The sequence below is a fragment of the Actinophytocola sp. genome (assembly GCF_035712165.1).
Taxonomy (GTDB): domain Bacteria; phylum Actinomycetota; class Actinomycetes; order Mycobacteriales; family Pseudonocardiaceae; genus DASYTH01.
The window spans coordinates 1-22,862 of sequence record NZ_DASTBH010000185.1 but is presented as its reverse complement, the minus strand read 5'-3'; the positions used below and the strand labels follow the sequence as shown (position 1 = coordinate 22,862).

Sequence of the window (22,862 nt, the reverse complement as noted above, 5' to 3'; positions counted from 1 at the left end):
CAGGAACTCCAGGGACGCTCCGCCACCGGTGGAGATGTGCGAGAACTTCTGCTCCGGGAGCCCGAGTTGGCGCACCGCCGCGGCCGAGTCGCCGCCGCCCACCACGCTGAACGCCGACGACTCGGCGATCGCCGACGCGACCCCCCGGGTCCCCTCGGCGAACGGGGCCAGTTCGAAGACGCCCATCGGGCCGTTCCAGAACACCGTGGCGGCGTCGGCAAGCGCCCCGGCGAAGGCGCGCACCGTGTCCGGGCCGATGTCCAGGCCCTTCCAGCCGTCCGGGATCGCTTCGGCGGCGACCGTCCGGGTGTTCGCCTCGGCGGAGAAGTCGTCGGCCACCACCACGTCGGTGGGCAGCAGGATCTTCTCGCCGGCGTCGCCGAGCAGCCGCTTGCAGGTGTCCACCATGTCCGACTCGAGCAGCGAGTCACCGACCCCGTGGCCCTGTGCGGCGAGGAACGTGAAGCACATGCCGCCCCCGACCAGCAGCCGGTCGACCCGGGGCAGCAGCGCCTCGATCACGGCCAGCTTGTCGGAGACCTTGGAACCGCCGAGCACCACGACGTAGGGCCGGTCCGCCTCGCCGGCAAGCCGGCGCAGCACGGTCAGCTCGGCCAGCACCAGATCGCCGGCGTAGGCCGGCAGCCGGCTCGCCACGTCGTAGACCGAGGCCTGCTTGCGGTGCACCACGCCGAACCCGTCCGACACGAACGCGCCGCCCGGCTCGACCAGCGCGGCCAGCTCCGCCGCGAGGGCGGCCCGCTCGGCCTGGTCCTTGCTGGTCTCGCGCGCGTCGAACCGCACGTTCTCCAGCAACGCCACCGCTCCCGGCGCCAGTGCGTCCACTGTGGACCGCGCGGACGGGCCGACCAGATCGGCGGCCAGCGGGACCGTGGTGTCCAGCAGTTCGCCCAGCCGGGCGGCCACCGGTTTCAGCGAGTACTTCGGGTCCGGGCTGCCCTTGGGCCGGCCCAGGTGGGCGGTCACCACCACCCGCGCGCCGGCCCCGGCCAGCTTGCGGATCGTCGGCAGTGACGCGCGCACCCGGCCGTCGTCGGTGATCGTGCCGCCGTCCAGGGGGACGTTCAGGTCGGCGCGCACCAGCACGCGCCGCCCGTCCAGATCCTCGGCGAGCAGGTCGTCCAGGGACCTCACAGCTTCGAACCGACCAGCACGGTCAGGTCGGCCAACCGGTTGGAGTAGCCCCACTCGTTGTCGTACCAGCCGACGACCTTGACCTGGTTGCCGATCACCTTGGTCAGCGGCGCGTCGTAGATGCACGAGGCCGGGTCGCCCACGATGTCGGCGGAGACGATCGGTTCGTCGCTGTAGCGCAGGATGTTCTTCAGCGGGCCGTCGGCGGCCGCCCGGTACAGCGCGTTGACCTCGTCCACCGAGGTCTCCCGGCCGACGGTCACGGTGAGGTCGGTGGCCGAGCCGTCCGGCACCGGCACCCGCAGCGCGTAGCCGTCCAGCTTGCCCTTCAACTCCGGCAGCACCAGTCCGATCGCCTTGGCCGCACCGGTGGAGGTGGGCACGATGGACAGCGCCGCCGCACGGGCCCGGCGCAGGTCCTTGTGCGGGCCGTCGACGATGTTCTGGTCCCCGGTGTAGGCGTGGATCGTGGTCATCAGCCCGCGCTCGATGGTGAGCGCGTCGTGCAGCACCTTGGCCAGCGGCGCAAGACAGTTGGTGGTGCACGAGGCGTTGGAGATGATCGTCTGGGAGCCGTCGAAGGCCGACTCGTTGGCGCCGAGCACCACGGTCAGGTCCTCGTCCTTGGCCGGCGCGGAGATGAGCACCTTCTTGGCGCCGCCCCCGTCGATGTGCTTGCGCGCGTCGGCGGCCTTGGTGAAGAACCCGGTCGACTCGATCACCACGTCGACCCCGAGGTCCTTCCAGGGCAGCTTGCCCGGGTCCCGCTCGGCGAAGCCCTTGATCGTCTTTCCGTCGACCTCGATGCCCTCGCCGGTGGCCCGGACCTCGTAGGGCAGCCGGCCGAACACGCTGTCGTACTTCAGCAGGTGCGCCATGGTCGGCACGTCACCGAGATCGTTGAACGCCACGATCTCGATGTCCTGGCCGCCGGCCTTGACGGCCCGCCAGAAGTTGCGTCCGATGCGGCCGAAGCCGTTGACCCCTACCCGAACCGTCACGGTACGTCTCCTCGTACTTGCTGCCTGGTCCCGCGAATCACCATAGCGCCAGCGGACACCGGGTCCCCCGGCACTGTCGGGTAGTCAACTGTATCGAATCAGACGCGCGTCGGCAGCCGAGGAGATGATGAAACCCGCCCGACCCCCAAAAGCCAGGCGGGTTCCACCGGTTATCCATCCACTTCATCCACTCCCGCCGGCCGAGCGCAGTGGCCCCTCGTCCACCGCCCTGACCAGCACCCCCCACTAGGACAGGAGTGTCCGGCCGGCCCGTAGATACGCACCGGTACGACCTTTTCGGCCCCGAGGTGCGGCGCCGCCGGCACCAACGGGCAGGGCTCAGACCTCGGCTTCCAGCATCTCCGGGGTGACCGCGGACTCCGTGTCCGGCACGCCGAGTTCCTTGGCCCGCTTGTCCGCCATGGCCAGCAGCCGGCGGATCCGCCCGGCCACCGCGTCCTTGGTCATCGGCGGTTCGGAGAGCTGGCCCAACTCCTCCAGCGACGCCTGCCGGTTGGCCAGCCGGAGCTTTCCCGCTGCGGTGAGGTGATCGGGGGCCTCCGGACCGAGGATCTCCATCGCCCGCTGCACCCGCGCGGCCGCCGCCACCGCGGCCCGGGCCGACCGGCGCAGGTTCGCGTCGTCGAAGTTGGCCAGGCGGTTGGCCGTGGCCCGGACCTCGCGCCGCATCCGGCGCTCCTCCCAGGCCAGCACGCTGGAATGAGCCCCCAACCGGGTGAGCATCGCGCTGATCGCGTCCCCGTCCCGGACCACCACCCGGTCCGCCCCGCGCACCTCGCGGGACTTGGCCTGGATACCCATCCGGCGGGCCGCGCCCACCAGGGCCAGCGCCGCCTCCGGACCGGGACAGGTCACCTCCAGCGCCGAGGACCGGCCGGGCTCGGTGAGCGAGCCGTGCGCCAGGAACGCCCCGCGCCAGGCAGCCTCCGCGTCGCACACGCCCCCGGACACCACCGGCGCCGGCAACCCGCGCACCGGCCGGCCGCGCTGGTCGAGCAGACCGGTCTGCCGGGCCAGCCCGTCACCGTCCTTGACCACCCGCACCACGTACCGGGTGCCCTTGCGCAGCCCGCCCGCGGAGATCACGTGCACGTCCGACTGGTGTCCGTACAGGTCGTGGATCTCCTTGCGCAGCCGCCGGGCCGCGGCCCCGGTGTCCAGCTCCGCCTCCACCACGACCCGACCGCCCACGATGTGCAGGCCCCCGGCGAACCGCAGCAGGGAGGAGACCTCCGCCCGCCGGCAGCAGGTCTTGGACACCGCCAGCCGGCTGAGCTCGTCCTTGACCGCAGCCGTCATCGCCACGACTCCTCCTCTCCCACGCGCCGACGCACCCTCCACGCCGCGGGGCGCACTCCCGCCGCCCTACATCCCACCACCTACGGACTCCGCGCGCCGCCGTCACGTTCCCCGCGTCCGGCCGAGCGCACGACGCAGGCTGTCCGCGAGGGCGGTGGGATCGTGCCGTTCGGGCGCCCCGGAGGCCGCCACCCGGTCCAGACACGCACCCGCGCCCAGTTCGGCCGCCGCCCGGCGCAGCCGATCCGGAGTGGACACCGAGTCGGCATCCGCGATCACCGCGTCGACCCTAAGCCGCGGGGCGTGCTGGAGCAGCACCTGCAGGTGCTGCTCGGGCGAGAAGCCCGCGGTTTCCCCCGCCTGGGGGACAAGGTTGAGCACCACGATCCGGCTCGCGGCCGTCTCGACCAGTGCCTCGTGCAACTCCGGCACCAGCAGGTGCGGCAACACGCTGGTGAACCAGGAACCCGGACCGAGCAGCACCACGTCAGCCTCCCGCACCGCCGCCACGGCCTCCGGGCAGGCCTTGGGCAGGCCGTCCGGGTCGCCCGCGGTGTGCAACCGGATCCGCTGCACCCGGCCGGGCGTGGTCGCCACGGCCACCTGACCACGGATCCGGCGCACCGCGGTGCGGTCCTCGTCCAGCCCGAGCACGTCCGCCTCGATGTCCAGCGGCTCGGTGCACATCGGCAGCACCCGACCCCGCACGTCCAGCATCCGGGCCACCTCGTCGAGCACGGCGACCGGGTCGCCGAGCACCTCGAGCAGGCCCGCCAGCACCAGGTTGCCCACCGCGTGCCCGGCCAGGGCGCCGGTGCCGCCGAACCGGTGCCCGAACACCGTGCTCCACAGCGAACCGGTGTCGCCGGCCAGCGCGAGCAGCGCCTTGCGCAGGTCACCGGGTGGCAGCAGGCCCAGCTCCCGGCGCAGCCGGCCGGACGACCCGCCGTCGTCGGCGACGGTCACCACCGCGGTCACCTCGGTCGTGATCAGCCGCAGCGCCGACAGCGAGGCGTGCAGCCCGCGTCCGCCGCCCAGCGCCACCGCCCGCAGGTCATCAGTCACCACTGGCTCACTCCCGGCCCAGATCGCGGTGCACCACCTTCACGGCCATGCCGTCCTCGTCGGACAGTCGTCTGGCCAGCTCCTCGGAGATCGCCACGCTGCGGTGCTTGCCGCCGGTGCACCCGATGGCCAGGGTCAGGTACCGCTTGCCCTCCCGCCGGTAGCCGGCGCCGATCAGCCGCATCAGCTCGTGGTAGCGGTCCAGGAACTCCTCGGCGCCCTCCTGGCTGAGCACGTAGTTGCGCACGTCGGCGTCCTTGCCGGTGAGGTCCTTCAGCTCCGGGATCCAGAACGGGTTGGGCAGGAACCGCAGGTCCATCACCAGGTCGGCGTCCATCGGGATGCCGTACTTGTAGCCGAACGAGAGCACCGTGACCCGGGTGCGCGTGGTGGCGTCCGTGCCGAACGCGTCCTCGATCTTGGCCCGCAACTGGTGCACCGACAGCGTGCTGGTGTCCAGCACCAGGTCCGCCGCCGAGCGCAGCGGGGTGAGCAGCTCGCGCTCGGCCTTGATCCCGTCGATCAGCCGGCCGTCGCCCTGCAGCGGGTGGCCCCGCCGGACCGCCTCGAACCGCCGCACCAGCACGTCGTCGGTGGCCTCCAGGAAGACCACCCGCGGCTTGTAGGCCCGGGCGTCCAGATCCTTGATGATCGCGGCCAGGTCCTCGGTGAACGCCCGGCTGCGCACGTCCATCACCACGGCGATCCTGGTGACCGCGCCGCGGGCCTGCGCCCCGAGCTCGACCATGGTGGAGATCAGCTCGGGCGGCAGGTTGTCCACCACGAACCAGCCGAGGTCCTCGAGACACTTGGCGGCCGTGCTGCGCCCGGCGCCGGACAGCCCGGTCACCACCGCGACCTCGACCCCGGATCTCGGCCGGCCCGGTTCCTGCGGCACCGCCGTGGAACCCGCTTCGTCGGTCACCATCATGTCCCCTCGTTGTCGTTACTCGCCGGTGCCGGCGCCGTCAGCGCCGCGTGCACCGCCTGCGCGGTCGCCGCACCGATGCCCGGCGCACCGCTGATCTCCTCGACACTCGCTTCCCGCAGTCGCTTCAGCGAGCCGAAATGCTTCAGCAGGGCGGACTTCCTGGTCTGCCCGAGCCCCGGGATGCCGTCCAGCGCGGAGGCGGTCAGCCGCTTGGACCGGCGCTGCCGGTGGTAGCTGATCGCGAACCGGTGCGCCTCGTCCCGGACCCGCTGCAGCAGGTAGAGCCCCTCGCTGCTGCGCGGCAGGATGCACGGCTCCGCCTCGGCCGGCAGCCACACCTCCTCCAGCCGCTTGGCCAGACCGATCACCGCCACGTCGCTGATCCCCATGCCGGCCAGCACGTCGGCCGCGGCGTTGGCCTGCGGGCCGGCGCCGTCCACCACGAGCAGGTTCGGCGCGTAGGCGAACTTGCGCGGCCGGCCGGTTTCGGGGTCCACGCCCGGGTTCGGCCCGAGCCCGTTGGACTCGTTGAGATAGCGGTAGAACCGGCGGCGGACCACCTCGGCGACCGCGGCCACGTCGCCCTCGGTGGCCGCCTCCCGGATGGCGAACCGGCGGTACTCGGACTTGCGGGCCAGCCCGTCCTCGAACACCACCAGCGAGGCGACCACGTCACTGCCCTGGATGTGGCTGATGTCGATGCACTCGATCCGCAGCGGCGCGGTGTCCAGCCCCAGCGCGTCCTGCAACTCCTGCAGCGCGGCCGAACGCGCCGTCAGGTCGCCCGCCCGGCGCAGCTTGTGCTGGGTGAACGCCTCCTTGGCGTTGCGCTCGACGGTCTCCATCAGGGCCTTCTTGTCGCCGCGCTGCGGCACCCGCACCCGCACCCGGGCGCCCCGCAACCCGGACAGCCACTGCTCGATCGGCTCGGTGTCCTCCGGACACTCCGGAACCAGCACCTCGCGCGGCACGCCGCTGCCGGCCTCGCCCTCCGCGGCGTAGGCCGCCTGGTCGCCGTAGAACTGGGTGAGGAACTGGGTGACCAGGTTGACGGTGTCGCTCACCCGCCCGGTCATGTCGACCTTGTCGACCACCCAGCCGCGCTGCCCGCGCACCCGCCCGCCGCGCACGTGGAACACCTGGACCGCGGCCGCCAGGTCGTCCTGCGCGAAGGCCACCACGTCGGCGTCGGTGCCCGAGCCGAGCACCACCGCCTGCTTCTCCATCGCCCGGCGCAGCGCGCCCAGGTCGTCGCGCAGCCGGGCGGCGCGCTCGAACTCCAACGCGGCGCTGGCCGCGTTCATCTCCCGGTCGAGCCGGCGCATCATCGTGTCGGTGCGCCCGGCGAGGAAGTCGCAGAAGTCCTCGACGATCCCGCGGTGCTCGTCGGCGGACACCCGGCCCACGCACGGCGCGGAGCACTTGCCGATGTAGCCGAGCAGGCACGGCCGGCCGATCTGCCCGTGCCGTTTGAACACCCCGGCCGAGCAGGTGCGGGCCGGGAAGACCCGCAGCAGCAGGTCCAGCGTCTCCCGGATGGCCCAGGCGTGCGCGTACGGGCCGAAGTAGCGCACCCCCCGGCGTCGCGGACCGCGGTAGACGTGCAGCCGGGGGAACTCCTCGTTCAGCGTCACCGCGAGCACCGGGTAGGACTTGTCGTCCCGGTAGCGGACGTTGAACCGCGGGTCGAACTCCTTGATCCAGTTGTACTCCAGCTGGAGCGCCTCGACCTCGGTGGACACCACGGTCCACTCGACGGCGGCGGCGGTGGTCACCATCTGGGCGGTGCGCGCGTGCAGCAGCGAGATGTCGGCGAAGTAGGAGTTCAACCGGCTGCGCAGGCTCTTGGCCTTGCCGACGTAGATGACCCGGCCGCTCTCGTCCCGGAACTTGTACACGCCTGGGGCGTCGGGAATGGTCCCCGGAGACGGACGGTAGGTCGACGGATCGGCCACCCCGTCAGCCTACGGTGGAGCACCGTCAACCCCGGTCAGGTGGTGCGGTCGGGCACTCAGCCGACGGGCGTCACGGCGGGGATCCGGACCGGAGCGGAGACTCCGAGCCGGGCCGCGAGCTCGTCGAGGGCCTCGTTCATCAGGCGCTCGTGCCAAACGATCCGCACGATGTGTGCCTCGACGCGGGCCTGCTGGAGGTCCAGCCAGGCCTTGTGAATGACCCGCTCGAGATCACGGTTGGAGATGGGCAGTCGTCTCATCGTCTACCCCCCGGGCACTACCGGCAGCCACAACGGTTCGCCTCAATGGTCGCGCCCGGGGGTTGAACGATGCTGGACGGCCGGTCAAGCCCGCCGTCAGGCCAGCACCACGTTGGTCCCCGAGACCGAGACCGGCACCGTGGACAGCGGCGCGGTGGCCGGACCCTTCTTGACGTCGCCGGTCGCCACGTCGAACTGGCTGCCGTGGTTCGGACAGGTGATCATGCCGCCCTTGGGCGGATCCACGGTGGTGCCCATGTGCGTGCAGGAGGCGTCGTAGGCCTTCACCTGCTCGCCGGAGGAACGAACCAGCAGCAACTTGCCGCCACCGGGTTTGTCCACGATCAGGCCGCCGCCCTCGGGAACGCTGGTCAGCGCGGCGAGAACGGTGCCCCCGCCCGAACCGCCGCCACCGCCGTCCGGCGCGGTACCGGTGGCGCCGCCGCCGGTGGTGGCGCCGCCGCTGCCGCTCGGGCTGTCGTCACTACACGCGGCGGCGAGCGCGCCCGGGGCCAGCAGTGCGACGACGAGGCCGCACAGCAGCTCGCGCCGCGAGGTGTTGGCTGTCGGATCTGTGGTGGGCTCGGCAGCAGTCACGCAGTCCCTCCTAGGTATCACTCTGCGTACGAGATTCAGCACTTAAGGCATACACCCAGATGTACGCATATGCCCGCCGAACGGTTCAGTCCTGATAGCCGAACGACAGCATCGCGCGGCCCGTACCCTGCCCCGGTGACGCTCGATGCCGCCTGGACCCGGATCCTGCTGGTGTCCGCGCTGGTCGCCACCGCCCTGGTCGGGGCCGCGTTCGCACCGCACGGCTGGCCGGCGACGATCGCCGTGCTGGTCCCCGCGACCGTCGTCCTCGTCCTCGCCGCACGCCGGCCGACCGAAGCTGCCCAGCCCTCCCCCCGGCTCCACCGCGGCGTGCTCGTCTGGTCACTGCTCGTCACCGCCGGCCTCACCTGGGAGGCCTACGCGTTCGTGCGCCAGCCGGACTGGAGCCGGGCCAGCTACGCCGACCCCACCCTGTCCACCCTCCTGGACCCGGTCCTCGAACACGGCCCGCTGCGGGTGGTCGGCTGGCTGGTGTGGCTGTGGGCCGGCTGGCGGCTGGTGACCCGATGACCGACCGGACGATCATCATCATCGGCTTCGCCGTGGTGTTCGCCGCCGTGGCGATCGCGGTGACCTACTCCCTGCTCCGCCGCGACCGCCTGGCCACCATCGGCGAAACCCTCGCCCACCTCACCCGCACCCGCACCGCCCGAGTCATCGCCGTGCTGATCTGGGCCTGGCTCGGCTGGCACTTCCTCGCCAGATGACCGGAAGTGGCGACTCGCCGGGGGTTTAGGGGGTGGACCGGCGGTGGAGGTGGCGGAGGTGGCGCATGGCGGTGACGGCGTGTTCGCCGTCGAGGGCTTGGATGGCCAGCAGGGGGACGTACTCGTCGGCGGGGAGCTCCAGGCGGGCCCAGCGGGCGCCGTCGGGGAAGGTGACGGCGCGGACCTCGGTCCAGGCGAAGCGGCGGGGTGCGAGCATGTTGCGCACCTCGATGCCGGCGGCGTCGGCGCGGACGCGGGGCCAGGTCGGCCAGAGGAGGGCGGCGGCGAGCAACAGGCCGATGCCGACCATGGCGAACTGGTCGGAGGTGTGGAACGTCACTCCGGTGTCGCCGCGTTTGAGCAGCAGGGCGATCGCGACGAAGGCCCCGATCACGAGGAGCGCGGGGATCGCGGTGAACAGCCGGATCCGGCGTGGCCGGACCACGAGGGTCACCTCCGTGGTCACCGGAACCCCAGCTCCGATCCGGTCCGGCGCAGGCCGCGCAGCACGACCGCCGACTCGATCGCGGCCACGCAGGCCTCGAAACCCTTGTCCTCGGCCGAACCCGGCAGCCCGCACCGGTCCAGCGCCTGCTGCTCGTCGTTGACGGTCAGCACGCCGTTGCCCACCGGGGTCGACTCGTCCAGCGCCACCCGGGTCAGCCCGGCGGTGACCGCTTCGCACACGTACTCGAAGTGCGGCGTGCCGCCCCGGATCACCACGCCGAGCGCCACCACCACGTCATGCCGCCGGGCCAACTCCTGGCACACCACGGGAAGCTCGACCGCGCCGGCCACCCGCACCACCGTCGGTTCGGCGACCCCGGCCTGCTTCGCCGCGGCCAGCGCCCGTTCGACGAGCATGTCGGTGATCCGCGCGTGCCACCGGGTCGCCGCGATGCCCACCGTCAGGCCGGAACCGTCCGGCACCTCAGGCTCGGGCCGCCCCGCTCCACTCACGTCGTCTCCTCGCAGGCTCGGATCCGCCGTGACCGGACGCCCTGTGACATTGATTCGCTCGCACGCTCGCTCATGTGCCAGCTCCGTCGTACTGGTCGAGGTCGGTCAGGTCGTGGCCCATCCGGTCGCGCTTGGTGCGCAGGTAGCGCAGGTTCTCCGGGTTGGGCCGGATCGGCAGCGGCACCCGGTCGACGATCATGAGGCCGTAGCCGTCCAGACCGACCCGCTTGGCCGGGTTGTTGGTGAGCAGCCGCATGGACCGTACCCCGAGATCGACCAGGATCTGCGCGCCCTGCCCGTAGTCCCGGGCGTCGGCCGGCACGCCGAGCGCCAGGTTGGCGTCCACGGTGTCCAGCCCGTCGTCCTGCAGCTGGTAGGCCTGCAGCTTGTGGGTCAGGCCGATCCCGCGACCCTCGTGCCCGCGCATGTAGAGCACCACGCCCCGGCCCTCGGCCGCCACCGCCATCAGCGCGGCGTCCAGCTGGGGGCCGCAGTCGCACCGCAGCGACCCGAGCACGTCGCCGGTCAGGCACTCGGAGTGCACCCGGACCAGCACGTTCTCCCCGTCACCGAGGTCGCCGAAGACCATCGCGATGTGCTCGATGCCGTCCAGCACGCCGTCGTAGCCGACCCCTCGGAAGGTGCCGTACCTGGTCGGGATCCGCGCCTCGCCGACCCGGACCACCTGCTTCTCGGTGCGCCGCCGGTACATGATCAGGTCGGCGATCGAGATGATCGTCAGGTCGTGCTCGGCGGCGAACACCTCCAGCTCGTCCCGCCGGGCCATGTCGCCCTCGTCCTTCTGGGACACGATCTCGCACAGCACACCGGCCGCTCGCAGGCCCGCCATCCGGGCCAGGTCGACCGCCGCCTCGGTGTGCCCGGGTCGGCGCAGCACGCCGCCCTCCTTGGCGCGCAACGGGACCACGTGGCCGGGGCGGGTGAAGTCGGTCGGCTTGGAGTCCGGGTCGGCGAGTAGCCGGATGGTGCGCGCCCGGTCGGCGGCCGAGATCCCGGTGGACACGCCGTCCCGCGCGTCGACCGTGACCGTGTACGCGGTGCCGCGGCGGTCCTGGTTGGTGTGGTACATCGGCGGCAGGTCGAGCCGGTCGCAGTCTTCCTCGGTGAGCGGCACGCAGATGTAGCCGGACGTGTAGCGGACCATGAAGGCCAGCAGCTCCGGCGTGGCCTTCTCGGCCGCGAAGATCAGATCGCCCTCGTTCTCCCGCTCCTCGTCGTCGACGACGACGACCGGCCGGCCGTCGGCGATGTCGACGACCGCCCGCTCGATGGCATCGAAATCAGGCATCCGTGGCCTCCCTCGTCAGGGACATTCTCTCCCCCTCGGTGCTCTCCAGACGTGCGGTGTTGTCCTGTCGCACGACATGTGGCAGAGCCAACTTCTCCACGTACTTCGCCAGCACGTCCACCTCGAGGTTGACCAGGTCCCCGGGCTGCCGAAAGCCCAGCGTGGTCAGCTCCAGCGTGGTCGGGATCAGCGCGATCGACACCTCGTCCGCGGTCACGTCGACGACGGTCAGCGAGGCCCCGTCGATGGTGATCGACCCCTTCGCCACGATGTACCTGGTCAGCGCGGCCGGCACGGAGAACCAGGTCAGGCCGTTGTCGTCGCGGCCGCGCAGCACCCCCACCCCGTCCACGTGGCCCTGCACGATGTGCCCGCCCATCCGTTGTCCCAGCGCGGCCGCCCGCTCCAGGTTGACCCGGTCGCCGGCCTGAACCTTGTCCAGACTGGACCGGCGCAACGTCTCGTGCACCACGTCCACGGTGAACGAGCCGGCGGTGGCCTCCACCACGGTCAGGCATACCCCGTTGACCGCGATCGAGTCGCCCGGATGTGCGTCCGAGGTGACCACCGGGCCGTGCACGGTCAGCCGGGCCACGTCGGGCAGCAGGTCCACCGCCGTGATCTCGCCCAGCTCCTCGACGATTCCGGTGAACACTTGTCGGCCCTCCTCAGTTCCGGCCGGACGCCGCGGCCGCGGCCCGCCGCAGCCCGGCCACCGTCGCCGCCGGGTCCGCCGCGCCGTAGACCGCCGAGCCGGCCACGAAGCAGTCCACCCCGGCCGCCGCGGCCTGCTCGATGGTGTCCTCGTTGATACCGCCGTCGATCTCGACCAGCACGGTCAGCTCGCCGCCGTCCACCAGCCGGCGCGCGGCGCGCACCTTCGCCAGCACCTCGGGGATGAACTTCTGCCCGCCGAAGCCGGGCTCGACCGACATCACCAGCAGCGTGTCGTAGTGCCGCAGCAGCTCGACGTAGGGCTCCAGCGGGGTGTTCGGCTTGACCGACAGGCCCGCCCTGGCGCCTTCGGCCCGCACCTGCTTGGCGATCCGGACCGGGTCGGCGGCGGCCTCGACGTGCACCGTGACGTTGTGCGCCCCGGCCTCGGCGTAGCGGACCGCCCAGGTGTCCGGGTCATCGATCATCAGGTGACAGTCCAGCGGGATGTCGGTCACCCGCAGCAGCGCCTCGACCACCGGCAGACCGATCGTCAGGTTCGGGACGAAGTGCGCGTCCATCACGTCGACGTGCAGCCAGTCCGCCCCGGGCACCGCCGCGACCTCGTCGGCGAGCCGGGCGAAGTCGGCGGACAGGATGCTGGGCGCGATCATCGGTGCGGCCGTCACACCACGAGCTTAGGCGCAGGGGTCAGCCGAACCGCTCGAACGTGCTGGCTATCTCGGTTCGATCCGCGCCGCCGGCGAGCAGGAGGTGCAGCAGCACGCGGGCCTTGTACGGGTCGAGGAACCCGGACGGGATCAGGCCCCGGCCGATCAGGTCCTGTTCCGAGCCGGGGTAGGAGTAGGTGTGGGTGAGCATCGCCCCGGCTCCGGCCCGCGAGGCGAGCACGACCGGGATCCGAGCGGCCACGTCGGCCACCACCGGAACCACCCGGTCGGGCACGTGCCCGGCGCCGACCCCGGCGAGCACCAGGCCGTCGAAGCCGTCGCCGACCCGGCGCAGCAGTTCGCCGTCGTCGCCGAGGGCCATCGGGACCACCCCGACCCGGACCCGGTCCAGCGCCGGGCCGATCGGCACGTGCGGACGGGCACCCGGGGTGGTGAGCAACCGGGGAACGCCCTCCACCACCAGGCCGAGCGGGCCGAACCCCGGGGAGACGAACGCGCCGGTGCTCGCCGTGTGCGTCTTGCGGACCAGCCGGGCGGCGTGCACCTCGTCGGAGAACACCACCAGTCCGCCCAGGCCGCGGGCGGCCGGGCTCGCGGCCACCTGGATCGCGGCCAGCAGGTTCGCCGGTCCGTCCGGGCCGGCCAGGCTCGGGTGCCGCATGGCGCCGGTCACCACCACCGGCTCCGGCCCGGGCACGGTCAGGTCCAGGAAGAACACCGTCTCCTCGATGGTGTCGGTGCCCTGGGTGACCACCACGCCGCCGGCCCCGTCGGCGATCTCCGCCCGGATCGCCGCGACCAGCTCTGCCAGGTGCGCGAACGTGATCGAGCCGCTGGGCAGCGCCCACAGCGTGCGGGTGGTGATCTTCAGGTCCAGGTCGGCGAGGCCGGGCACGGCGGCGACCAGGTCGTCGGCCGTCAGGGTGGGCACCACGCCGCCGGTGGCGTCCGGCGTCATGGCGATGGTTCCGCCCATCGCGATCGTGGCGATCCGCGTGGTCATGACCAGCCCAGCAGATCGAGCAACGGCTCCCAGGGGGCGTCGGCCGGACCGTCGTCGACCAGCACCCCGGCCCCGCGCAGCGTCGCCAGGTGCGCGGCCCAGGCCGGATGCCGGCGCTGGTTGTCGTCGGCCTGCGGCCGGACCACCACCGGCACCCCGGCTCCCACCGCCTCGCCGAGCGCGGTCAGCGCCTGGTTGTCGGCGATCCCGAGGGCGAGCTTGGCCAGCGAGTTCGCCGTGGCGGGCACGAACAGGAACCCGTCGGGCATCGGGTACGGCTTGGGCTCGGTGGGCAGCCGGGGCTCGCTGCGCACCGGCAGTTCGGTGAGGCCGCGCAGCCGGTCCAACTCGCCGGCCGAGTCCAGCCAGCGGGCGGCGGCCGGGGTCACGGTGATCGCCAGGCGCCAGCCCCGGCGCGCGGCCGGCTCGGCCACCTCGCGCCGCAGCCGCACGTCCATACCGCCGCCGGCCGACGCGACCAGACCCAGCGTCATCGGTTCGCTCGCAAGCTCGCTCACTTGCGCAGCAACGCGCAGAACATCGCGTCGGTGCCGTGCCGGTGCGGCCAGAGCTGCACGTGCGGACCGGCGTCCACGCCGGGCAGGTCCGGGAACGACTCGCGGGCGTCCAGCGGGGTCACCCCGGTGCGGCGCACCACCTCGGAAACCACGCCCACCGTCTCGGCCAGGTGCGGCGAGCACACCACGTAGGCCACCACCCCGCCCGGCCGCACCAGCCCGACCGCGGCGGTGAGCAGCTCGCGCTGCAACCGGGTCAGCTCGCCGACGTCGGAGGGCTGGCGGCGCCACCGGGCTTCGGGCCGGCGGCGCAGGGCGCCCAGGCCGGTGCACGGCGCGTCGACCAGGACCCGGTCGAAGGCGCCGGCCGGCAGCCCGCTGTCCCGGCCGTCGGCGACGTGCACGGTGACCGGCAGGCCATCGGTGTACTGCTCGGTCAGCTTGGCCCGGTGCGGCGCCTGCTCCACCGCGTCCAGGGTGCCGCCGTTGATCCCGGCCAGGGCCCCGAGCAGCGCGGCCTTGCCTCCCGGCCCGGCGCACAGGTCCAGCCAGCGCAGGTCGGGGCCGTCCAGCGCGGGGCGGGTCAGGGCCAGCGCGCACAACTGGCTGCCCTCGTCCTGCACCGCCGCCAGCCGCTCCCGGACCGGGCCGAGCTCACCCGGGTCGCCGGCGCCCTGCTCCAGCCGCACCCCGTACGGCGAGTACGGCGCGGGTTCGCCGCCGGTCATCGCGGCGAGCTCCTCGGCGCTCACCTCACCGGGCCGCGCGACCAGATGGACCACCGGCCGCTCGTTGTCCGCGAGGAGCGCGGCCTCCAGCTCCGCGCCGGTGTCGCCGAGGGCGTCGGCGAAGGCCCGGGCCACCCAACGCGGGTGCGCGGTGCGCACCGCCAGGTGACCGACCGGATCCTGCTCGGCGTCCGGCGCGAGCCGGCTGACCCAGGTCTCCTCGTCGTGCTCGGAAACCTTGCGCAGCACGGCGTTGACGAACCCGGCGACCCGCGAGCCGAGCTCGGCGCGGACCAGGTCCACAGTGGAGTCGACCGCTGCGTGTGCGGGAATCCTGGTGCGCAGCAACTGGTACGAGCCCAGCCGGAGCGCGTCCAGCAGCTCGGGCTCCACTTTGGCCAGTGGCCGGTCGACACAGGCGGCCAGCACCTGGTCGAGCAGCCCGGTGAGCCGGCAGGCGCCATAGGCCAGCTCGGTGGCCAGCGCGGCGTCCCGGCCGGTGATCCGCCGCTCCCGCAACAACTGTGGCAGCAGCAGGTTCGCGTAGGCGTCCCGGTGCCGGACCGCGCGCAGGGTGTCCAGCGCCGCCTGCCGGGCCGGGTCGTCGGCGGGCGGCCGGCTCGGGTGGTGGGACCGGCGCGGCGGATGCGGTCCACGCGGCCGGGACGGCCGGCCGGATCGCCGGCCAGGTTGGGTCAACTCAATCTCTCCCCTGGTTCGATGCGTACCCCGCGGGCCCAGTCGGTGGCCGGCATCCGCTTCTTGCCCTGTGCCTGCACCTCGCCCAGCCGCACCGGTTTCGTCGCGGTGCCGACCAGAACCTGTTTGCGTTCCACGCGCAGCTCGCCCGGGCCCAGCGGATCGCCGCCAGTGACCGCGACCGGGCCGAGCTTGATCCGCTCGTCGCGGAAACCCGCCCAGGCGCCGGGATCCGGGGTCATCGCCCGGACCAGCCGGTCGACCGCGTGCGCCGGTGCGCCGAAGTCGACCCGGGCGTCCTCGACGGTGACCTTGTGCGCGTAGCTCGCGCCGTCCTCGGGCTGGGGCACCGGTTCCAGCGTGCCGTCCTGCACTCCGTCCACAGTGGACAGCAGCAGCTGGGCGCCCGCCTCGGCCAGCCGGTCCAGCAGGTCGCCCGAGGTGTCGCCGGGCCGGACCGCCTCGGTCAACACCCCGAACACCGGCCCGGCGTCGAGCTCCTTGACGATCCGGAACGTGCTCGCCCCGGTGATGTCGTCCCCGGCCCGCACGGCCGCCTGCACCGGCGCCGCGCCCCGCCATGCCGGCAGCAGCGAGAAGTGCAGGTTGATCCAGCCGTGCTGCGGGATGTCCAGCGCCGCCTGGGGCAGCAGCGCGCCGTAGGCGACCACCGGGCAGCAGTCCGGGGCCAGCTCCCGCAACCGGTCGAGGAAGGCCGGCTCGGACACCTTGTGCGGGGTGAGCACCTCGATGCCGTGCTCGTCGGCCAGCGCCGCCACCGGGGACCGCAGCACGTGCCGGCCCCGCCCGGCCGGGGCGTCCGGCCGGGTGACCACGGCGAGCACCTCGTGCCGGTCGGACGCCAGGAACGCCCGCAGTGACGGCAGCGCCGGCTCCGGTGTCCCGGCGAAGACCACCCTCACCGAACGGTCTCCCCACCGAACAGCGGGTGCGGGTTCTCCTTGATCGTGGGCGTGGCGCCGTCGAACCAGTCGGCGGCGCGGATCGCCTTCATCGCCGCCTTGCGGGTCTCGGCGTCCAGCCGGTCGACGAACAACACGCCGTCCAGGTGGTCGGTCTCGTGCTGGATACAGCGGGCCAGCATCTCGCTGCCGTGGATCTCGACCGGCTCGCCGTGCATGTTCCAGCCGCGCGCCACCACGTCCCGGTGCCGGCGGCAGTCCCAGTACATGCCGGGAATGGACAGGCAGCCCTCTTCGCCGTCCTGGTACTCCTCGCCCAGCGCGGTCCAGGTGGGGTTGACCAGGTGCCCGGTGGCGCCGTCGCAGTTGTAGGTGAACACCCGCAGGCCCACGCCGAGCTGCGGCGCGGCGAGCCCGGCGCCGTTCTTGGACTCCATCGTGTCCATCAGGTCCCGGACCAGGTTGGCCAGTTCCTTGTCGAAGTCGACGACCTCGGTTGCCCGGGTACGCAGCACCGGATCCCCAAAGAGCCGGATCGGCTGAACGGTCACGGAACTCCCTCGAACGCGGTGGGACGGCCGCGCCCAGTTTAGGCACCGCGAAGCTGCAACGGATGGCCCGGCATCGGGCACTTCCCGGTATGAGAGCGTCGACGGATCCAGATCTCGGGGGTGGGGATGCCGGCCGAACCTGACACGGCGCGCGCGGCGACCAGTGACGGCGAGCTGTGGCGGCACGCGGCCGGCGGCAGCGCGGCGGCGTTCACGGAGCTGTTCGAGCGGCACGTCGACGCGGTGTGGAACCACGCCTACCGGCTGACCGGATCGTGGAGCCGGGCCGAGGACCTCACCTCGTCCACCTTCCTGACCGCGTGGCGCAAACGCCGCACGGTGACGCTGGTCCGGGACAGCGCGCTGCCCTGGCTGTACGCGGTGGCCGCCAACCTCGCCCGCAGCGAGTACCGGCGGGACACCCGGTTCCTCCGCGCGGCCCGCCGGCTCCCGGTCGCCGCCGCGGTGGCCGACCACGCCGACACCGTGGCCGGCCGGGTGGACGACGACCGCAGGCTGCGTGCCGTCCTGGAGGCGGTGCGCGGCCTGCCGAACGCCGAACGGCAGGCGGTCGAGCTGTGCCTGCTCGGCGAGCTCAGCACGGCCGACGCCGCCGAACTGCTCGGGGTGGCCGAGGTGAGCATCCGCTCCCGGATCTCCCGCGCCCGGGCCAGATTGCGTACCCGGCTGGAGGTAAGCCATGACTGACGACCTGGATCTGCCGCCCCGCCGGAAGCTGCCGGCGGACGTGCGCGACCGGATCAGGGCCACCGTGCTCACCGGCGTCGGCCGGCGCCGGTCCTGGCCGGACCGGGCCCGGCCGCCGCTCGCGGCCGCGGCCAGCGTCGCAGTGCTGGCCACCGGCGCCGTGATCGTCATGCAGTCGGTGACCGGCTGGCCGGGCGGTGGGCCCGCGCCGGTCCCGCCGACGTCCTCCGCGCTGGTGCCGCCGCCATTGGACCCGGTGGCCGCCGCGGCGAACCTGGACCGGTGCTGGACGGCGCTGCAGCAGGCCGGCAAGGCCGCGTCGGCGCCGCCGCGGGAGAGCTGGACCCCGGTGTTCGAGGTGTCCAACTTCGGCCGGACGGTGACCGCCGCCCGGGCCGCCGGCAAGCCGTTGTTCTGTGAGACGACGCGGACGACGGTGACCGTCACGGACCCGAACGCGCAACCCCGTCATGCGCGCGGCAGCACGACCGCGGCCATGCTGGTCAGCGCCGACGGCGGGCTCGGCGGCGTGGCCGACCCGGCCTGGCAGTCGATGATGATCGTCTCGGTCGCCCCGTCCGGCGCCGCGCAACACACCGAGACCTACGTCAAGGGCGGGCTGTTCGTCGCGTTCACGGACATGGCCACCGGCACCGGTTCCCGGGCCACGGTTCGCCGGATCGAGTCGGGACGTCCGGAGCTGCCGACCTTCGCCGGCGACACGGTGAGCACACCGCCCGCGCCCGGCGAGCCGGCCCGGGGCCAGTCCTATCCGGAGCTGGATCTTCCGGCCCCGCCGGCCCCCCTGGTGTCGGCGACCGACCGCGCGGTCCCGCCCCCCGACCAGTCCGACCAGGGCCGCTTCCTCGCCGAGTGCCTGGCCAGGTCGGACACCGCCGTGATCGACCCGCGGCTCTGGCAGGCGGCGGCGATCACCGAACCGGGGCCGTACCGGGCCGTGCTCGCCCGGTCCGGCCAGGAGGTGGTGACCTGCTCGTCGGTCGGCAACCGCACCGACCGCGACAACCCCGACGCGGTCACCCCCACCTACGCGTTCATGCCGGTGCCGGGGCAACCCAGGACCGCCGACCCCATTCAGGTCGTCACCTGGGCGTTCATCGGCGTCGACCGGCAGGAGGTCCTGCTGGGCGTGCTCCGTGCGGATGTGACCGCCATGGAGGTGGACGGTCCGGACCGGGAGCCGACCCCGGTCCCGATCCAGTCCGGCGCCTTCGCCGTCACGGTCGGCTGGTCGCCGGCGGCGGGCAGTGCGCCACCCGAGCTCACCGTGGTGCTCAGGAACGCCGCGGGCGCCGAGGTCTACGCGGGGCCGCTGCAGATCAGATGATCTCCAGCGGGTCGAGCTGGACCCGGACCGGGTCGGGTTCCTTGCGCGCGGCCCGCACGGCGGCGGCGGCGGTGAGGGCCGCCGCCAGCGCGCGGCCGTCGGACCGGGGCACGCGCAGCAACGCCCGCTCCCGCTCCGGCTCGCCGCCCAGGCCCGGCTCGCCGAGTGGCACCGGACCGAGGATCTCGCCGGACGGCGGCAGCGCCAGGTCCTCCAGGAAGCCGGCGACCGCCTTGGGCGCGCCGTCCACGGTGGCCATCCGCACGGCCGGTGGGAAGCCCAGCTCGGTGCGCGCGGCCAACTCCTGCGCGGCGTGCCAGGCCGGATCCCAGCGGACCAGCGCCTGCACCGGAGCCAGTGCCGACTCGGCGAGCACGACCACCCGGCCGCCGTCGCCGCCGGGCCGGACCAGGGCGGCCGCCGCCATCCAGCGGCGCAGCGCCTCCTCGGCGGCACGCAGGTCGGCCCGGCCGAGCAACGCCCAGCCGTCCAGCAGCAGCGCGGCGCCGTAGCCGCCGGGGGCCACCGGCTCCGCCCCGGGCGTCGCGACCACCAGCGCCGGGCCCGGGTCCACCTCGGCCAGCACCTGGCTGGCCCCGGAGGTGAGCACCGGCACGCCGGAGAACGCGCGGCCGAGCTCCTCGGCGGTGCGCCGGGCCCCCACCACGACCGCCCGCAGCAGCCGTGAGCCGCACGCGGTGCACCGGAACGTGGCGTCCGGGGCGCCGCACCAGCGGCACGCCGGTGCGCTCGCCCCGTCGTCGCGCTCACCGCCGCGCAACGCCAGCGGGCCGGCACAGCGCCGGCAGCGGGCCGGCGCGCGGCAGCTCTGGCAGGACAGCGCCGGCACGTAGCCGGCCCGGGGCACCTGCACCAGCACCGGCGCGTCGGCGGCCAGCGCGGCCCGGGCCGCCTCGAAGGCCACGGACGGGATCCGGGCCGCCCGCGCCGCCGGGTCCCGGACCAGCTGCGAGTCGTGCTCGCCGATCGCGGTGACCCGGGGCGCTCCGGCCCGGACCGCCTCGCGCGTGCCGACGATCTCCGGCGCCCAGCCGGAGTCGACCAGCAGCTGTGCCTCGGCGGTGCGGGCGATCCCGCCGACCAGCAGCGCGGCGCCGGCCAGGTGGGCCCGCGCGACCAGCACGTCCCGCACGTGCGGGTACGGCGCGCGGGGGTCGGCGTGCAGGTCGTCGCCGTCGTCCCAGACCACGAACACGCCCGGCCGCCGCACCGGGGCGAACGCGGTCGCCCGGGTGCCCACCACGATCCGGGCGCTGCCGCGCAGCCCGGCCAACCACCGGCGGTAGCGCCGGGCCGGCCCGAGGTCGGCCGACAGCGCCACCACGGCGGACTCGCCGGCCAGCGCGACGCAGGCCCGGTGCAGCCGCGCCACGTCCCGGTGGTCCGGCACGACGAGCACGGCGGCCCGACCGGTGGCCGCGGCGGTCGCCGCCACCTCGGCCAGCCGGGCCGGCCAGTCCTCGCCGGGCAGCGCCTGCCACACCGCCTGCGCGCGGCGGCCCTCCCGCAGCGCGTCCAGGAACGACGCGCCCCTCGGGTAGCGGGCCCATTCGGTGGTCTGCGGCACCGGGACGGGGTCGGGCGGCCCGGCGGCCGGCTCCGCCTCCACCCGGCCGTGCCGGGGCGGGATCGCCAGCCGGAGCACGTCGATCATCGTGCCGCCGTAGCGGTCGGCCACGGTCCGGGCCAGCGCCGCGATCTCCGGGGTGAGCACCGGCTCGGCGGACACCACCCGGTCCAGGTACTCCAGCTTGCCCGTGAAGTCCGACTCCGCGACCCGCTCCAGCAGGAAGCCGTCCACCCGCTGCCCGGCGAAGCGCACCCGGACCCGGCAGCCGGGCACCGCGGTGGCGTCGAGCTCGGCCGGCACCAGGTAGTCGAACGGCCGGTCGAGATGGGCGGGCTGGACGTCCACCTGCACGCGCGCGACCGGCAGTGCCTCCGCCGGTCGCCGCTCGCCCTTCACGCCGCTGGTCTACCAGACAGCACGCTCAGACGTCCGGATCGGTGGTGTAGTAGGCGGCGTACATCGCCGCGAGCTCGGCCCGCTGCGCCGGGTCGGACTCCTCCCGGATCGTGCGGTTGAGCCCGACCGGGAAGCCGTGCTGGATCAGCCGGCGCTCGCAGGAGTCCTCCATGAAGGACAGCGAGAAGAACAGCCCGATGAACATCCCGGTGATGATCATTCCGAGCCGCAGGGACAGCGGAATGGGCAGCAGCAGGAGCAGGAGCCAGGCAAGGTGCGGCACCACCGCCCGGGACAGGTGCCGCAGCACCCAGGTGCCGCAGGTCAGGTCGTAGAGCACCCACTCGCGGTACTCGCCCGGCAACCGCCCGCCCACCGCGTACCACAGCCAGCGGGCCGGGTTCGGGCGCTTCGCCCTCACCCGGCCCATGCTAGATCCCGCCCCGGACACTCTGCGAAACCGGCGCCCAACCAGCAGCTACCTCAGGGGACCGTGACGGCACCCAGCCACAATCCACCCGATATCCGCACCCGGTCGCCGAACGCAACGACCGCACAAATTCCGGAGAGGCGGATCAGCCTGCGGCGCTCTTCAGGTCGTCGGCGCGGTCGGTGCGCTCCCACGGCAGGTCCAGCTCCGGGCGGCCGAAGTGGCCGTAGGCGGCGGTCTGCGCGTAGATCGGGCGCAGCAGGTCCAGGTCGCGGATGATCGCGGCCGGGCGCAGGTCGAAGACCTGGGTGATCGCCTGCTGGATCTTGGCCGGGTCCACGTTCTCGGTGCCGAAGGTCTCGACGAACAGCCCGACCGGGGCGGCCTTGCCGATCGCGTAGGCCACCTGGACCTCGATTCGCTGCGCCAGGCCCGCAGCGACCACGTTCTTTGCCACCCAGCGCATCGCGTAAGCCGCGGAACGGTCCACCTTGGACGGATCCTTGCCGGAGAACGCACCGCCGCCGTGGCGCGCCCAGCCGCCGTAGGTGTCGACGATGATCTTGCGACCGGTCAGGCCCGCGTCGCCCATCGGGCCGCCGAGCACGAACTTGCCGGTCGGGTTGACCAGCAGCCGGTAGTCCGAGGTGTCCATCGAGTCGTGCGCGAGGTCGTTGAGGACGGTGTTGACGACCTTCTCGCGGATGTCGGGGGTCAGCGTCGCGTTCAGGTCGACGCCCGCGGCGTGCTGAGTGGATAGCACGACCGTGTCCAACCGGACCGGCGTGGTGCCGTCGTACTGAACGGTGACCTGCGTCTTGCCGTCGGGGCGCAGATAGCCCAGCACGCCGTTCTTCCGGACCTCGGTCAGCCGGCGCGACAGTCGGTGCGCGATCGCGATCGGCAGCGGCATCAACTCCGGGGTGTCCTTGATGGCGTAACCGAACATCAGGCCCTGGTCCCCGGCCCCCTGCAGGTCCAGCGGATCGCCTGCGCCCTCGACGCGGGTCTCGTGGGCGGTGTCGACGCCTTGGGCGATGTCGGGCGACTGCGCCCCGATGCCGATGTTCACGCCGCACGTGGTGCCATCGAAGCCCTTGTCCGACGAGTCGTAGCCGATCTCGAGGATGCGTTCGCGCACCGTGTTGGTGATGTCGGCGAACGCTTCCTTCGCCGACGTCGTGACCTCGCCGACCACGTGCACCTGACCGGTGGTGACCAGTGTCTCGACCGCGACCCGAGACTTCGGATCGTCGGCGAGCAGCGCGTCGAGCACCGAGTCGCTGATCGCGTCGCAGATCTTGTCGGGGTGCCCCTCGGTGACGGACTCGGAGGTGAAC

25 protein-coding genes are annotated in these 22,862 nt (G+C 73.2%); 4 read left to right on the top strand and 21 right to left on the bottom strand.

The window, feature by feature from the left end:
• The 8 genes from VFO68_RS10280 to VFO68_RS10245 all read right to left on the bottom strand — a co-directional run.
• Positions 1-1,155: phosphoglycerate kinase (locus tag VFO68_RS10280; RefSeq protein ID WP_325157975.1), on the bottom strand; the 1,155-nt coding region annotated here is incomplete at its 3' end.
• On the bottom strand, positions 1,152-2,156 hold the full coding sequence (gene gap, locus VFO68_RS10275) for a type I glyceraldehyde-3-phosphate dehydrogenase (protein WP_325157974.1): 1,005 nt from the start codon (positions 2,154-2,156) through the stop codon (positions 1,152-1,154). The genes VFO68_RS10280 and gap, both read right to left, overlap by 4 nt.
• A gap of 339 nt (positions 2,157-2,495) precedes the next feature.
• Positions 2,496-3,482, bottom strand: coding sequence for a DNA-binding protein WhiA (gene whiA, locus VFO68_RS10270; protein WP_325157973.1), 987 nt, complete (start codon positions 3,480-3,482; stop codon positions 2,496-2,498).
• 96 nt (positions 3,483-3,578) lie between these two features.
• The gene (locus VFO68_RS10265) at positions 3,579-4,529 is read right to left on the bottom strand and encodes a uridine diphosphate-N-acetylglucosamine-binding protein YvcK (RefSeq protein ID WP_325157979.1); all 951 of its coding nucleotides are present in this window, start codon (positions 4,527-4,529) and stop codon (positions 3,579-3,581) included.
• A 19-nt stretch (positions 4,530-4,548) separates the two neighbouring features.
• Entirely contained in the window at positions 4,549-5,469 is a 921-nt protein-coding gene (gene rapZ / locus VFO68_RS10260; RefSeq protein WP_325157978.1) for an RNase adapter RapZ, read from the bottom strand.
• Positions 5,469-7,427, bottom strand: a complete 1,959-nt coding sequence (gene uvrC / locus VFO68_RS10255; protein ID WP_325157972.1) for an excinuclease ABC subunit UvrC — start codon at positions 7,425-7,427, stop codon at positions 5,469-5,471. The genes rapZ and uvrC overlap by 1 nt, the downstream gene beginning before the upstream one ends.
• 56 nt (positions 7,428-7,483) lie before the next feature.
• Positions 7,484-7,687, bottom strand: a complete 204-nt coding sequence (locus tag VFO68_RS10250; protein WP_325157971.1) for a hypothetical protein — start codon at positions 7,685-7,687, stop codon at positions 7,484-7,486.
• A 96-nt stretch (positions 7,688-7,783) separates the two neighbouring features.
• Entirely contained in the window at positions 7,784-8,284 is a 501-nt protein-coding gene (locus tag VFO68_RS10245) for a Rieske (2Fe-2S) protein (protein ID WP_325157970.1), read from the bottom strand.
• 135 nt (positions 8,285-8,419) lie between these two features.
• On the opposite strand from VFO68_RS10245, the gene VFO68_RS10240 reads away from it, so the two are divergent.
• Complete coding sequence (locus VFO68_RS10240; RefSeq protein WP_325157969.1) at positions 8,420-8,815, top strand: hypothetical protein; 396 nt, start codon at positions 8,420-8,422, stop codon at positions 8,813-8,815.
• On the top strand, positions 8,812-9,012 hold the full coding sequence (locus VFO68_RS10235; RefSeq protein ID WP_325157968.1) for a DUF6186 family protein: 201 nt from the start codon (positions 8,812-8,814) through the stop codon (positions 9,010-9,012). The genes VFO68_RS10240 and VFO68_RS10235 overlap by 4 nt, the downstream gene beginning before the upstream one ends.
• Positions 9,013-9,037: 25 nt before the next feature.
• Here VFO68_RS10235 and VFO68_RS10230 read toward each other — a convergent pair whose 3' ends face one another.
• The 10 genes from VFO68_RS10230 to def all read right to left on the bottom strand — a co-directional run bounded on the left by VFO68_RS10230 (position 9,038) and on the right by def (position 17,049).
• Complete coding sequence (locus VFO68_RS10230; protein WP_325157967.1) at positions 9,038-9,478, bottom strand: PH domain-containing protein; 441 nt, start codon at positions 9,476-9,478, stop codon at positions 9,038-9,040.
• Positions 9,475-9,972 (bottom strand): 6,7-dimethyl-8-ribityllumazine synthase, encoded by a 498-nt coding sequence (ribH, locus tag VFO68_RS10225; protein ID WP_325157966.1) that lies wholly within the window; start codon positions 9,970-9,972, stop codon positions 9,475-9,477. The genes VFO68_RS10230 and ribH overlap by 4 nt, the downstream gene beginning before the upstream one ends.
• A 70-nt stretch (positions 9,973-10,042) precedes the next feature.
• Entirely contained in the window at positions 10,043-11,281 is a 1,239-nt protein-coding gene (locus VFO68_RS10220; RefSeq protein ID WP_325157965.1) for a bifunctional 3,4-dihydroxy-2-butanone-4-phosphate synthase/GTP cyclohydrolase II, read from the bottom strand.
• On the bottom strand, positions 11,274-11,936 hold the full coding sequence (locus tag VFO68_RS10215) for a riboflavin synthase (RefSeq protein ID WP_325157964.1): 663 nt from the start codon (positions 11,934-11,936) through the stop codon (positions 11,274-11,276). The genes VFO68_RS10220 and VFO68_RS10215 overlap by 8 nt, the downstream gene beginning before the upstream one ends.
• Before the next feature lie 13 nt (positions 11,937-11,949).
• Complete coding sequence (gene rpe, locus VFO68_RS10210; protein ID WP_325157977.1) at positions 11,950-12,609, bottom strand: ribulose-phosphate 3-epimerase; 660 nt, start codon at positions 12,607-12,609, stop codon at positions 11,950-11,952.
• A 37-nt stretch (positions 12,610-12,646) separates the two neighbouring features.
• Entirely contained in the window at positions 12,647-13,630 is a 984-nt protein-coding gene (locus VFO68_RS10205; RefSeq protein WP_325157963.1) for an asparaginase, read from the bottom strand.
• Positions 13,627-14,124: a flavoprotein gene (locus tag VFO68_RS10200; RefSeq protein WP_325157976.1), complete on the bottom strand. Its 498-nt coding sequence runs from the start codon at positions 14,122-14,124 to the stop codon at positions 13,627-13,629. The genes VFO68_RS10205 and VFO68_RS10200 overlap by 4 nt, the downstream gene beginning before the upstream one ends.
• 20 nt (positions 14,125-14,144) lie before the next feature.
• Complete coding sequence (locus VFO68_RS10195) at positions 14,145-15,575, bottom strand: RsmB/NOP family class I SAM-dependent RNA methyltransferase (protein WP_325157962.1); 1,431 nt, start codon at positions 15,573-15,575, stop codon at positions 14,145-14,147.
• Positions 15,572-16,498 (bottom strand): methionyl-tRNA formyltransferase, encoded by a 927-nt coding sequence (gene fmt / locus VFO68_RS10190; protein WP_325157961.1) that lies wholly within the window; start codon positions 16,496-16,498, stop codon positions 15,572-15,574. The genes VFO68_RS10195 and fmt overlap by 4 nt, the downstream gene beginning before the upstream one ends.
• A complete protein-coding gene (def, locus tag VFO68_RS10185; RefSeq protein ID WP_325157960.1) occupies positions 16,495-17,049 on the bottom strand; it encodes a peptide deformylase in 555 nt (184 codons plus the stop codon). Before def ends, fmt begins: the two co-directional genes overlap by 4 nt.
• 126 nt (positions 17,050-17,175) lie before the next feature.
• Between def and VFO68_RS10180 the strand changes: the two genes are divergently transcribed.
• Positions 17,176-17,757 carry an RNA polymerase sigma factor gene (locus VFO68_RS10180; protein ID WP_325157959.1) on the top strand — a complete coding sequence of 194 codons (582 nt, stop codon included), beginning with the start codon at positions 17,176-17,178 and terminating at the stop codon, positions 17,755-17,757.
• Positions 17,750-19,105 (top strand): hypothetical protein, encoded by a 1,356-nt coding sequence (locus tag VFO68_RS10175; RefSeq protein WP_325157958.1) that lies wholly within the window; start codon positions 17,750-17,752, stop codon positions 19,103-19,105. The genes VFO68_RS10180 and VFO68_RS10175 overlap by 8 nt, the downstream gene beginning before the upstream one ends.
• Here the strand turns inward: VFO68_RS10175 and VFO68_RS10170 are convergent.
• The 3 genes from VFO68_RS10170 to metK form a co-directional block, all read right to left on the bottom strand.
• Positions 19,098-21,092, bottom strand: coding sequence for a primosomal protein N' (locus VFO68_RS10170; protein ID WP_325157957.1), 1,995 nt, complete (start codon positions 21,090-21,092; stop codon positions 19,098-19,100). The two genes, VFO68_RS10175 and VFO68_RS10170, sit on opposite strands and share 8 nt — an antisense overlap.
• Positions 21,093-21,117: 25 nt before the next feature.
• Positions 21,118-21,522: a DUF5313 family protein gene (locus tag VFO68_RS10165; protein WP_325157956.1), complete on the bottom strand. Its 405-nt coding sequence runs from the start codon at positions 21,520-21,522 to the stop codon at positions 21,118-21,120.
• A gap of 145 nt (positions 21,523-21,667) precedes the next feature.
• Positions 21,668-22,862: methionine adenosyltransferase (metK, locus tag VFO68_RS10160; RefSeq protein WP_325157955.1), on the bottom strand; the 1,195-nt coding region annotated here is incomplete at its 5' end.

Coding starts and splice junctions, on each gene's coding strand:
- rapZ (WP_325157978.1), bottom strand. CDS start 5,469: ATGGTGACCGACGAAGCGGGTTCCACGGCGGTGCCGCAGGAACCGGGC.
- VFO68_RS10250 (WP_325157971.1), bottom strand. CDS start 7,687: ATGAGACGACTGCCCATCTCCAACCGTGATCTCGAGCGGGTCATTCAC.
- VFO68_RS10235 (WP_325157968.1), top strand. CDS start 8,812: ATGACCGACCGGACGATCATCATCATCGGCTTCGCCGTGGTGTTCGCC.
- VFO68_RS10220 (WP_325157965.1), bottom strand. CDS start 11,281: ATGCCTGATTTCGATGCCATCGAGCGGGCGGTCGTCGACATCGCCGAC.
- rpe (WP_325157977.1), bottom strand. CDS start 12,609: ATGATCGCGCCCAGCATCCTGTCCGCCGACTTCGCCCGGCTCGCCGAC.
- VFO68_RS10205 (WP_325157963.1), bottom strand. CDS start 13,630: ATGACCACGCGGATCGCCACGATCGCGATGGGCGGAACCATCGCCATG.
- VFO68_RS10200 (WP_325157976.1), bottom strand. CDS start 14,124: ATGACGCTGGGTCTGGTCGCGTCGGCCGGCGGCGGTATGGACGTGCGG.
- VFO68_RS10180 (WP_325157959.1), top strand. CDS start 17,176: ATGCCGGCCGAACCTGACACGGCGCGCGCGGCGACCAGTGACGGCGAG.
- VFO68_RS10175 (WP_325157958.1), top strand. CDS start 17,750: ATGACTGACGACCTGGATCTGCCGCCCCGCCGGAAGCTGCCGGCGGAC.
- VFO68_RS10165 (WP_325157956.1), bottom strand. CDS start 21,522: ATGGGCCGGGTGAGGGCGAAGCGCCCGAACCCGGCCCGCTGGCTGTGG.